At 64.4% G+C, this 11,111-nt stretch carries 10 protein-coding genes and 5 pseudogenes; 12 read left to right on the forward strand and 3 right to left on the reverse strand.

The genetic code is table 11. The features are described 5' to 3' along the window. The 5 genes and pseudogenes from ASF26_RS21955 to ASF26_RS08620 all read left to right on the forward strand — a co-directional run. Window positions 1-287 (forward strand): annotated as a pseudogene (locus ASF26_RS21955) (transposase); the annotation flags it as partial. An 85-nt stretch (window positions 288-372) separates the two neighbouring features. Further along, window positions 373-792: pseudogene (locus ASF26_RS08610) on the forward strand (IS5 family transposase); the annotation flags it as partial. Between the two features lie 24 nt (window positions 793-816). Beyond that, window positions 817-915: pseudogene (locus tag ASF26_RS22630) on the forward strand (IS5/IS1182 family transposase); the annotation flags it as partial. A 129-nt stretch (window positions 916-1,044) separates the two neighbouring features. Further along, window positions 1,045-1,394 (forward strand): annotated as a pseudogene (locus ASF26_RS08615) (recombinase family protein); the annotation flags it as partial. Between the two features lie 225 nt (window positions 1,395-1,619). Next, entirely contained in the window at window positions 1,620-3,257 is a 1,638-nt protein-coding gene (locus tag ASF26_RS08620) for an inorganic phosphate transporter (protein ID WP_056252244.1), read from the forward strand. 276 nt (window positions 3,258-3,533) lie between these two features. Here ASF26_RS08620 and ASF26_RS23645 read toward each other — a convergent pair whose 3' ends face one another. Further along, the gene (locus ASF26_RS23645; RefSeq protein WP_280136348.1) at window positions 3,534-4,070 is read right to left on the reverse strand and encodes a CHAD domain-containing protein; all 537 of its coding nucleotides are present in this window, start codon (window positions 4,068-4,070) and stop codon (window positions 3,534-3,536) included. Further along, window positions 4,067-5,014: a CHAD domain-containing protein gene (locus ASF26_RS23650; protein ID WP_280136349.1), complete on the reverse strand. Its 948-nt coding sequence runs from the start codon at window positions 5,012-5,014 to the stop codon at window positions 4,067-4,069. The genes ASF26_RS23645 and ASF26_RS23650 overlap by 4 nt, the downstream gene beginning before the upstream one ends. 245 nt (window positions 5,015-5,259) lie before the next feature. Here ASF26_RS23650 and ASF26_RS08635 point away from each other — a divergent pair, with 245 nt between their 5' ends. The 7 genes and pseudogenes from ASF26_RS08635 (at window position 5,260) to ASF26_RS08665 (ending at window position 10,358) form a co-directional block, all read left to right on the forward strand. Then, a complete protein-coding gene (locus ASF26_RS08635; RefSeq protein WP_056252250.1) occupies window positions 5,260-6,030 on the forward strand; it encodes a potassium channel family protein in 771 nt (256 codons plus the stop codon). A gap of 9 nt (window positions 6,031-6,039) precedes the next feature. Further along, a pseudogene (locus ASF26_RS08640) lies at window positions 6,040-6,255 on the forward strand (helix-turn-helix domain-containing protein); the annotation flags it as partial. Between the two features lie 149 nt (window positions 6,256-6,404). Next, window positions 6,405-6,779: a VOC family protein gene (locus ASF26_RS08645; protein ID WP_056252253.1), complete on the forward strand. Its 375-nt coding sequence runs from the start codon at window positions 6,405-6,407 to the stop codon at window positions 6,777-6,779. A gap of 302 nt (window positions 6,780-7,081) precedes the next feature. Then, complete coding sequence (locus ASF26_RS08650) at window positions 7,082-7,684, forward strand: TetR/AcrR family transcriptional regulator (RefSeq protein WP_056252256.1); 603 nt, start codon at window positions 7,082-7,084, stop codon at window positions 7,682-7,684. Window positions 7,685-7,815: 131 nt separating this feature from the next. Further along, window positions 7,816-8,046 carry a hypothetical protein gene (locus ASF26_RS08655; protein ID WP_056252259.1) on the forward strand — a complete coding sequence of 77 codons (231 nt, stop codon included), beginning with the start codon at window positions 7,816-7,818 and terminating at the stop codon, window positions 8,044-8,046. Window positions 8,047-8,148: 102 nt separating this feature from the next. After that, window positions 8,149-8,832 (forward strand): type 1 glutamine amidotransferase domain-containing protein, encoded by a 684-nt coding sequence (locus tag ASF26_RS08660; RefSeq protein WP_056252262.1) that lies wholly within the window; start codon window positions 8,149-8,151, stop codon window positions 8,830-8,832. 116 nt (window positions 8,833-8,948) lie between these two features. Further along, window positions 8,949-10,358, forward strand: a complete 1,410-nt coding sequence (locus ASF26_RS08665; RefSeq protein WP_056252265.1) for an amidase — start codon at window positions 8,949-8,951, stop codon at window positions 10,356-10,358. A gap of 214 nt (window positions 10,359-10,572) precedes the next feature. On the opposite strand, the gene ASF26_RS08670 is transcribed toward ASF26_RS08665, so the two are convergent. Beyond that, window positions 10,573-11,031 carry a PTS sugar transporter subunit IIA gene (locus ASF26_RS08670; RefSeq protein ID WP_056252268.1) on the reverse strand — a complete coding sequence of 153 codons (459 nt, stop codon included), beginning with the start codon at window positions 11,029-11,031 and terminating at the stop codon, window positions 10,573-10,575. Window positions 11,032-11,111 lie beyond the last annotated feature (80 nt).

Genomic DNA, 11,111 nt, shown 5'->3' on the forward strand with positions numbered 1-11,111 from the left:
CGGAAGATCATCTCGGGCATGCTGCATGTGCTCACCTCAGGCTGCCGCTGGCAAGATTGCCCGGCGGAGTACGGTCCACGCACCACGGTCTACAATCGCTTCAACCGGTGGTCTCGGCGCGGGTTCTGGCGRGCGATGCTGGCCGCCTTGGCCAAGGCCGGGTGGTCGGGCGAAGCGGCAGCCATCGACAGCACTTACGTCAAAGCGCATCGCTCCGCCCACGGCGGTAAAGGGGGGGCAAAGCGCAGGCCATCGGCCCGTCGCGTGGGGGCCGGACGACCAAGATCCACGCCCTCACCGATGTCCTCGGACGCCCCGGCGTCCTCCTGCTGACATCCGGCAACGCCGGGCCCACCGGCCCGGGGCAAAGCGCAGGCCATCGGCCCGTCGCGTGGGGGCCGGACGACCAAGATCCACGCCCTCACCGATGTCCTCGGACGCCCCGGCGTCCTCCTGCTGACATCCGGCAACRCCAGCGACGTCCGTACAGCCCCGGACGTGCTGGCCGAAGCCCCAGGCCGTATCCGCCGCCTGACCGCCGACAAGGGCTACGACGCMGACTGGCTGCGCGCCGATCTRCGGGAGAAGGGCATCACYCCCGTCATTCCAGGCAAACGCAGYCGCAAACGCAAGATCCGCCACGACAAGCGCCGCTATCGCGAGCGCTGGCGCGTCGAGGCCACCTTCTGCCGCCTCAAAGACTTCCGTCGTATCGCCACCCGATACGACAAGCTGGCCCGCAACTATGCCTCCGCCGTCGCACTCGCCGCTGTCATCGCCTTCTGGTGCTGATTGAGTCCAGACCCTACCTTCTCNCTCAAAGACTTCCGTCGTATCGCCACCCGATACGACAAGCTGGCCCGCAACTATGCCTCCGCCGTCGCACTCGCCGCTGTCATCGCCTTCTGGTGCTGATTGAGTCCAGACCCTAGGGTACACCCTGGCGTCACGTAACACAGCTGGCGCCGGTCATCGTAATATCTGGGGTGACACCGGCTATTTATGACAAGGTAACCTCAGGCCTAAAGCCTGAGGTTACAAGCTATTGCCCGCATCGGTTACGCTCGCGTCAGCACCCTCGACAGGATCTTGATGGGCAAGTCGCCCGGTTGAAGGCCGAAGGCTGCGGGGTCATCCGTTCGGAGAAGATCTCGGGCGGCAGCCGCGACGGCCGGGTCGAGTTGGCGACGGTACTTGAGTTCCTACGGCGGTTCATCGAGGAGCGCCAGCGCGAGGGCATCGAGCACGCGACGGGCAGCGGTGTGTATGCCGGCAGCAAGCGCCGCGTCGACCGCGACCGGATCATGACGTTGTCGAAGGCCGGCAATGGAGCAGCAGCGACCGCTGTGGCCTTGGGCCGCTCCCGCATGCAGGTTTATCGGGTGCTTCGCGAATCCTCACGGTCCGGCTGGAGCAGGCCATGCCGGTTGCTTGGTCTGGCTGCATGCGGATGTCACCTGGCCTATCGCCAGTCCAGGCTCGACAGGAATGCCGGCGCATTACGTTCGAGGTCTCTGCCGTAATCCGTCGAGGGAGGAGAATTTCGAATACGTGTCACAGGACTGTTATGAGCGCGACCTACTGGCAGGATTACTGATCCCTAGGGTCCTGAGGCCATCATGTCCGACGCCGTTGCTGCTCCGACTGGCTTGCCGAAGGGCGCCATTGCGCCCGCCGCAGGGCCAAAGCTCGATCACGGCATTCACCCCGGCGGGGTCATCGCCTTCCTGCTCGTCCTAGTCGCCGGATTGGCCTACGCGCTCTACAGCCTCGTGACCGACATGAACGCGGTGGGCCAGTCGCCTCTCGCCATCGGCGCCTTCGCACTGCTCGGCCTGGCTCTGCTCATCGCTCTGGCCTTCGAGTTCGTGAACGGGTTCCACGACACCGCCAACGCCGTGGCTACCGTGATCTACACCCACTCGATGCCGCCGCTCGTCGCAGTGATTTGGTCAGGCGCCTTCAACTTCCTCGGTGTGATGCTGTCGTCCGGCGCGGTCGCCTATGCCATCGTCACCCTGCTGCCGGTGGAACTGATCCTGCAGGTCGGGTCCTCAGCCGGTTACGCCATGATCTTCGCGCTGCTCATCGCGGCGATCCTCTGGAACCTCGGCACCTGGGCCTTCGGCCTGCCGAACTCGTCGTCCCATGCCCTGATCGGATCGGTCATCGGCGTCGGCCTCGCCAACCAGCTGATGGCCCCCGAAGGACAGGCCACTTCGGGCGTCGACTGGGCGCAGGCCTTCGGCGTGTTCAAGGCGCTGCTGTTCAGCCCCGTCATCGGGTTCTTCGCCGCCGCCCTGCTTCTGCTGGCCCTCAAGTTCACGGTGCGCCGCAAGGATCTCTACGAGGCCCCCAAGGGCGAAACCCCGCCGCCTTTGTGGATCCGCAGCCTACTGATCCTGACCTGCACCCTCGTGTCGTTCTTCCATGGCGGCAATGACGGCCAGAAGGGCATGGGCCTGATCATGCTCATTCTCATCGGCGCGGCCCCCACCGCCTACGCCCTTAACCGCACGATGTCGGACGACACCACCCCGGCCTTCATCCAGACCTCCCAGAACGCCAGCACGGTGTTCGCGAGCCATGCCGGGAACGGGCCGAAGCCCGATGCCGCCGAGGCTCGCAAGCAGGTGTCGGAAGCCCTGAAGACCAAGGACCTGAACCGGCCTGCCGTGTACGGGGCGCTCGCCGCGCTCTCCACCGACATCGCCGACAACGTGAAGGGCTACGGCGCCATCAAGCAGGTGCCGGCGGCGGCGACCTCGAACCTGCGCAACGACATGTATCTCGCCGCCGACGCGATCCGGCTCCTGCCGAAGAACGGCGCGACGTTCTCGGAGGCCGAGACCGGCACCCTGAAGGCCTATACCGGCCTCCTTAACGACGGGACCCGCTACATTCCGACCTGGGTCAAGGTCTGCGTCGCCTTGGCCCTCGGCCTCGGCACCATGGTCGGCTGGAAGCGCATCGTCGTCACCGTAGGCGAGAAGATCGGCAAGACCCATCTCACCTACGCCCAGGGTGCGTCCGCCGAGATGGTGGCCGCCGGCACCATCGGCCTTGCCGAACTCTACGGCCTGCCGGTCTCGACCACCCACATCCTGTCGAGCGGCGTCGCCGGCACCATGGCGGCCAACGGCTCGGGCCTGCAGATGTCCACCGTCCGCAACATGGCGTTGGCCTGGGTGCTGACGCTACCCGCCGCCATCACCCTGGCAGGCGTCCTCTTCTTCATCCTGCGACACGTGTTTTGAGATGACGGATACTACGCGAGGTGACCGCGCTCATGCTGCGAGCGCGGCCGGTGGCGCGGGTAACCGCCTCAGCTCCATGAACACGATGTTGGCCGAATGGGCTGCGGGTGCCGCTTGCAAAAGCGACACCCTGATCGAGCGATTTGAGCAGATGGGGTACTCCGTCCGCGGCAAAACCAAGGAGGAGATCGAGGAGGTGCTGAGATGCCCACCCACAGGCCCTGAAGGCCGGACCTGACGGACTCAGCGGCCGACGAGCTTCGATAATTCTCGGCCCTAACGCCAGAAGGGACGCATATCGACGAGTTCATCAGGAGCGCGGCTGGCAGTTTTTAGCAGCTTGGCACCTCGCGCTTCGATGTCGGCAGCTGTCATGCCCGCAGCAAAGACTGCCGACCCTGCTTTCAGCTCGGTATCGGTGAGGTCGTGGAGAAGTTCGTGCCCCGTTGCGATGTCGTTCAATTCGCCGAGGCCGTCTTGCAGCTCCGAAAGCGCTGATACGAACGCAGCATGACGTTTCGTGGCCTTCTTTCCCCGATAGAGGCCGGCGAAAAACTCCGCGCCGTAACGCAATTTCTTGGCTGCGATCCGAACCTGGTGACGACTCTCCGAACTGAGCGTGTCGAGCTTGCGACCCCGCTTTTTTACCTGGCGTCGGCGCTTCTCCAAGACACTGACGGTAATAGCCTTCGCTGATTGATTTCGCTCGCGAGCCGATTTAGCCCCTGTGTCGATGAGCCATGGCCCAGCATTGATCCAGAAAACGAGATCCAGCACGAAGCGGCGCCATTCGTCCGAATTCAGCATCGTCAAGAAGGCTGCATAGGCTTCCGTGCGCTGCGCCTCAAAATGCCGCCCAAGCTGAGCAAGCCGATCTCATCAGGATGGCGGGCGCGCTCTTTTGGAAGCGTCTTCGTGAGAAAGACATCGAGGTTGCGCGCGTTGCCAACGGGGGCAGATAGGCGTTTGAGCTCCGCTCGAAGCTGCTCCGACTGTGAATCGCGGATCAGGTCGCCGAACAACGAAAATGCGGACCGAAGCCGCCGGATCGCCACTCGGGTCTGGTGCAACGCATTCGGGTCCCGGTGATCGAGAAGGACGTCCTCGTTCAGTCGCATGTGGCGCAGACAAGCATGCGCGACAGCTACGAACGCTTCGGCAGCAGTAGTGTCCTCACTCAGGGCGATGGGTTCAGCCTTGCGGGCCTGGTCGGGCTCGCCTGCCAAAAGGGCATAGCCCCGTTTAGCCTTGCTCCTGACGCCGAGGCGCACCGGTACATCCGCGACGAGCGAGTGCGCCAGGGCAAAAAGATCGGAGCGTATGCCATGATTCAGCTCCAACTCGATCTCGCTGAGCAGAACAGCCTTTGCAGTGCCTTTACCCTTTTTGATCCTGCCGCTGTCGAGGGCCACCTCGATGAGGGAAACACCCTCCTCGACCTCGTAGATCTGTCGCTCGACCGTCACGGTGAACTGCGGCTTCCGACGCGATTTTTTGCCAAGCACGGCCGCCAGGGGCGTGTCGTCGAGAGCATCAGTCTCCGGCTCCGGACCTGGGACCGATTGCTCCCATTCGGAACGCTCGAACAGGCCATCCCCGGCAGACTTCGTCGTCTGAACGTAGCGCCTGTTATCGCTTCTCGCACGCAGAATGAAACCGGCTTTGCGGAGGCATTGATCGTCCGTATTGAAGTAGACCGAGCTAAGCTGTGCCGTGGAACTCGCCTTCGCACCCTTGAGCCGGGGGTGGGGTTCCAAGCCCTCCAAGTCGGGCCCATCGCAGGCAAGTTTCAGCTAAACTTCCTTCGGGTCATTCATACTGCCGGTCCTGGTCGGTGGATGGTTGGCGCCGTGACACCGGGGCACTACCAAGGGGATGCTTCGCCCCCTAACGCACGGAATGGTGTCATAGATCGCCAGCCCGGACGTTTTGTAGGACGCCCCCCTAAGGCACATGTGTAAGCGGCGCGGGACGACGAGCGCTGGGGCGGGTAGAGACCCTTATGGAAGCGATCAAGCACCGTCTGAGAGACCTGTACGAGGGCGATAGCGACAGGGCACACCGATTTCGCTACGGCCTGCTTGTCTTCGACATCGCGACGATCCTTTTCATTGTGGTGTCGTCGTTCATTCCAAGGGCGCCGGTCGTGGAAGGCCTCGATGTCCTCATCGGCCTTGCAGTGCTCACGGACTTCGTCGCCCGATTTTCCATCGAACGGCACCGCTGGCGGGAATTGCTACGTCCGACCACCTGGGCCGACATCGCCGCATTGGTCTCCTTCCTTGCCCCCATCGTCGGCGAAGGGGCCGGGTTTCTGCGTATCCTGCGAACCTTACGGCTGCTGAGAACCTATCAACTCCTCGACCGCCTGCGCTCCGATAGCGGGTTTTTCCGCCGCAACGAGGAAGTGATCCTCGCCGCCGCCAACCTTTCGGTGTTCGTCTTCGTGATGACGGGGCTCGTATACGCAACTCAGCACCGCACCAATCCGGCTATCGCCAACTACGTCGATGCCTTGTACTTCACCGTCACCTCACTCACCACCACCGGCTACGGCGACGTGACCTTGCCTGGCACGTCTGGTCGCTTACTGTCCGTCGTGGTGATGATATGCGGAGTGACGCTATTTCTGCGCCTCGCTCAAGTTCTGTTTCGTCCCAACAAGGTAAGGCATCCCTGTCCGGCCTGCGCTTTACAGAGGCATGAGCCAGATGCGGTTCACTGCAAGGCTTGCGGGACCGTGCTCAGCATTCCCGATGAGGGAGAGTACTGACCGGAACACGGCATGGTCGCGCAAATGGAACGACGGTTCATCAAAGAGCGCCAGCGCGAGGGCATCGAGCGCGCGAAGGGCAGTGGCGCGTATGCCGGTGGCAAGCGCCGCCTCGACCGTCATCGGATCAAGGCAATGGCATCAGCAGGCAGCGGCGCCGCAGCAATCGCTGTGGCCTTGGGCTGCTCCCGTATGCAGGTGTATCGGGTACTACGAGAAGCCTAAGCGCCCCGCTGTTGCGGGCTATGCCGATTTTCTGGTCTGCTGATGAGCGGTCGTTTAGCGACTTGGGACATGCGGGTATGCCATCGGCAAAGGCTCGTCGCCGCGCTCTACCACGGCTATCCCGTGCTGCCCCTCTACGGAGAGAAAGTATGTTCACCCACGTCATGATCGGCAGCAACGATCTGGACCTGGCTCGGAGCTTCTACGATGCCACATTCGTCGCGTTGGGAGGGAAGCCCGGCGTGATGGACCCCCGAGGCAGGCTGATCTACCACCACGAGGGCGGGCGGCTGATGATCACGAACCCCATCGATGGCAAGCCGGCGACAGTGGCCAACGGCGGAACCATCGGTATCGCCGCATCAAGCCGCGAGCATGTTCTGGCGTGGCATCAGGCCGGCACCGCGCATGGTGGCGCCGCCATCGAAAGCCCTCCCGCAGAGCGCCCGAACGGGTCCTTTGTCGCTTACCTTCGCGATCCGGATGGAAACAAGCTCACCGTACGGACCCAGGCTGCGAAGTGACTAAATCCGTGGTCGCCATCATTCTGCTCGGCCTCGAGACCGAGGGGGAGGGCTGACGCTGTGCGTCCGAGATGGGCGGGGAGCGGACCTTTGTCTTTCGCCCTCAACCGGACGTCCCGCTCCCGACCCGATTTGGTCGAAGTCGGCGACGCGCACGCTTCCTAAAAGCGGACATCAGCAATGAGACGTGCCGCGGTGATTCTGGAAGCAGCCAGACTTCACAGCCTACGCTAGCGATCCCTCCAAACAAAAAATTCGCCCCGGCACTAGACGACCGGTCTAATCAGGTTTATCTCATCGTCATGGCACGCGTCACCGCACATACCGACACTCGACAGGGCATCCTCGACACCGCCTACGGTCTTGTGGGTGCCAAGGGGTTCTCCGGGGTTGGCCTGAACGAGATACTGACCTCGGCCGGCGTGCCGAAGGGGTCGTTCTACCACTACTTCGGCTCCAAGGAGGCTTTCGGCGAGGCCCTCCTGGCGGACTACTTCGAAACCTATCTCGCCGACCTTGACGCGACGCTTGCCGAGCCGGGCGTAGGACATGCCGAGCGCCTGATGAACTACTGGCGGAAATGGCAGTCCACGCAGGGGAGCATCGACTACCAGCGCAAGTGCCTTGCGGTGAAGCTTGCGGCAGAGGTCTCGGACCTGTCCGAGCCGATGCGCCTCGCCCTGAAAGGCGGCACGGCCGCGATTATCGAACGGCTGTCGCGATCCATTGCGGCGGGCGTGGCGGAAGGCTCGCTCACGGTCGAGAGTGAACCGCATACGACCGCTGAGGACCTGTACCACATCTGGCTTGGTGCGAGCCTGATGGCCAAGATCGTTCGGACCGACGCACCGTTCGAGGCTGCAATGGGGACGACCCGGCGTATCCTTGGCCTCGCGTCGCACTAGTCCACCGTGTTCCAAAGCCGCCGGAGACGTCTCTTTAATGCGCCTATTTCCAAGACGACCGGTCTACTTCAATTAGAAGCTAACTATCGTTCCTGGGCCGGCCAACCAACAGAACCCAGAGGGTAAAACCCATGCACCACCACACGAAGACATCAGTCGCCGCGCCCTTCACCGTGGCCGGGCTGATGGCGCTGCTCACCACGCCGGAGGCGACGGCGCAGGAGCGGATCCCCCTGGAGACCATCGGCGCAGTACGCATGGCCCGGTTCGAGGAGGTTCGCGGCGCGAACCCCGAACTCCGTCTCATGCAAGCGGCGCCAGCGTGCGAACCGACCGTGGGACATACCGCGAAGGCGCAATAACACCGGCCCACCTTCATCAAGCCGGCGCCGAGCGAGGCCCCGGCGAACAGCCCGAAACCCAAGATTTTCCTCACACCCCAGCGAAAGACACGGAGAACGACAATGAAGATCCTCATGGTGCTGACCTCGCATGACAGCCTCGGCGACACCGGCCGGAAGACCGGCTTCTGGCTGGAGGAGCTTGCGGCCCCCTACTACGTGTTCAAGGATGCAGGCGCGGAGGTGGTCCTGGTGTCGCCCGAGGGCGGCCGCCCGCCGCTCGATCCGAAGAGCGCCGAGCCGAGCTTCCAGACCGACACAACGCGCCGCTTCGAAGCCGACGCGGCGGCCATGGCGGTGCTCGCCGAGACGGGTCGGCTCGACGCCATCGGCCATGAGGGCTTCGATGCTGTTTTCTATCCCGGCGGTCACGGGCCCCTCTGGGACCTCGCCGAAGACCCGGCCTCGGTCAGGCTGATTGAGACAACGCTCGGCGCCGGCAAGCCCGTAGCCCTGGTCTGTCACGCCCCCGGCGTCCTGCGCCATGCCAAGGCGGAAGGCGGGAAGCCCCTCGTCGAAAATCGGAACGTCACCGGCTTCACGAACAGCGAGGAGGAGGCTGTCGGTCTCACCCAGGTGGTTCCGTTCCTGGTCGAGGACGAGCTCAAGCGGAACGGAGGCCTCTACGCCAAGGGAGCCGACTGGGGACCCTTCGTCGTGACCGACGGCCTGCTCATCACCGGCCAGAACCCGGCCTCCTCCGGCCCCGCCGCCGAGCGTCTCGTCGCACACCTCGCGAACCGCTGAGGACGCGGGCGCCCCCGGGGGCGCCCGCACCCGACCATCCGTCCACCATCCATGATCGTCGCCCGGCCGAGCCAGGGCGATCCACCCGCATCGGCGACATCGAAGGAACCCAGCCCATGACCACCGACGTCATCTTTTCGGACGCAACCCGGCTCGCCGAATTGATCCGCACCCGGCAGGTTTCGCCGGTCGAGGTCGTCAAGGCGCATCTCGACCGCATCGAGGCAGTCGACCCCAAGGTCAACGCCATCGTCACCATCGCAGAGGGTGCGCTTTCCGCCGCGAAGGAAGCCGAGGCGGCGGTCATGGCGGGCAGGGAACTCGGTCCTTTGCACGGCGTGCCCTTCACCGTGAAGGACTCCATCGACACTGCTGGCGTGATGACCCAGCGCGGTTCGCCCATCTTCCGGGGCCGCGTGCCGGATACCGACGCGACCAGCGTCGCCCGCATGAAGAAGGCCGGCGGCATCCTGCTCGCCAAGACCAACCTTCCCGAGTTCTCCTATTGGATCGAGAGCGACAATCTGCTCTCCGGCCGCTCGAACAATCCCTGGGACCTCGACCGCACGCCCGGTGGTTCGAGCGGCGGCGAGTCCGCGGCCATCGCGGCGGGCATGTCGCCCCTGGGCCTCGGCACCGACCTCGCCATCTCGGTACGCGGACCGGCGGCGCAGACCGGCATCGTTTCCCTGAAGGCGACGCACGGACGTGTGCCGATGACCGGCATCTGGCCGCGGGCGCCCCGCCGCTTCTGGCATGTCGGCCCGATGGCGCGCAGCATCCGTGACCTCGCGCTCGCCTTCTCGCAGCTGGCAGGCCCCGACGGATTGGACGCCTTCGCGACAAGCGCCGTTCCGTTCGATGCCGGCGTTGGTACCGTGCCGGATCGCAAGCTCAAGGTCGGCTGGATGGTCGGGCCGGGCTTCGGACCCATCGACGCGGAAGTCGCTGCGACCGTTCGGGCGGCAGCAGAAGCCCTCAAGGGCGAAGGTCACCACGTAGAAGAGGTCCACATCCCGGCGCTGGAGCGCGACTTCGCCCTCGACGTGTTCAACAAGCTTCACGTCATGGAGATGAAGCCGGCCTTCCGGGAGGCGATTGCTGGCCGTCCCGAGGATGAGATCTACAAAATGGCGAAGACCATGCTGTCGCTGCCCGCCACAACGATGGGGGATTACATCGCGGCGGAGCAGGCAGCGGAGCGTCTCCGGGATGGCTATGCCGCCTACTTCAGGGACCACGACGTCCTCCTGACCCCCGTGCTACCCGTCCCAGCGCATAGACACGGCATCCAGGAACTCGTCATCAACGGCGAAACCGTCGACCTGACCTACCTGCAAGGTGCGACCGTGCCCCTCAACGTGACCGGCCTGCCGGGCCTGTCGATGCGCTTCGGGACCAGCCGCGAGGGTCTGCCCATCAACGTGCAGTTGGTGAGCAGCTGGCAGGCGGAGACCACCATCCTTCATGCCGCCTCGGTGCTGGAAGGCGTGAGCCCGGTCCGCGGCCTGCACCCGAGCATCTGAAAGGCGGGTACCTGTCGGGGGGCGCTTCGCTTCCCCCGGCCATGAGTGGACTCCGAATGGCTGACATGGAAGCGTAGCGGCCTACCCACGCTTCCGGAGCAAACGTCCGCTTCTTGTGTTTTGCTTTCCGAGATCGGACAGGTGGGAAACCACCCATCATGGACGGTTAGGGTGCACGGCATCCAGTGTCGTTGGATAGACAGCCTGGAGGCTGTCACGGTGCCGTGCGGCTGCCCCTCATGGTCGCGTACAGCGCGCTGGCATCTCGGGCTCCCCGCATCGCCGCCGCCGCCTCGGGATCCCGCATCCGGCGGGCGACGCAGGTCAGGGCGTTGAGTTGCGTGCCCTGCGCATTGTTCGGGAGCAGCAGGAGGAAGACGAGGTCCACCGGCCGTTCGTCGATGGCATCGAAGTTCACCGCATCGCGCAGGCGTACAAGGCATCCGAATGGTCGCCTGACGCCTTCCAGCCGGGCGTGCGGCAGCGCGATGCCATCCCCGACTCCCGTCGAGCCGAGGCCCTCGCGCTTTTCTAGCGCCGTCCGCAGCGACCCGGGATCGAGGCCGAGCGCCTGGGCGGCCCGGCGCGCCAGGTCGTCCAGGAGCGCGGCCTTGCTCGCCGTGCGTACCCCGACGGCGACTTGGTCGGGCGATAAAATGTCGTCGATGGTCATTCGGGTCGGCTCGGTCGCGGGACTGCGGTAAGAGTCGAGGGGCTCGCTCAGACGCCCGGGTCCGGAAGGATCTTGAAGGA

This window comes from Methylobacterium sp. Leaf93 (assembly GCF_001422345.1).
Classification (GTDB): domain Bacteria; phylum Pseudomonadota; class Alphaproteobacteria; order Rhizobiales; family Beijerinckiaceae; genus Methylobacterium; species Methylobacterium bullatum.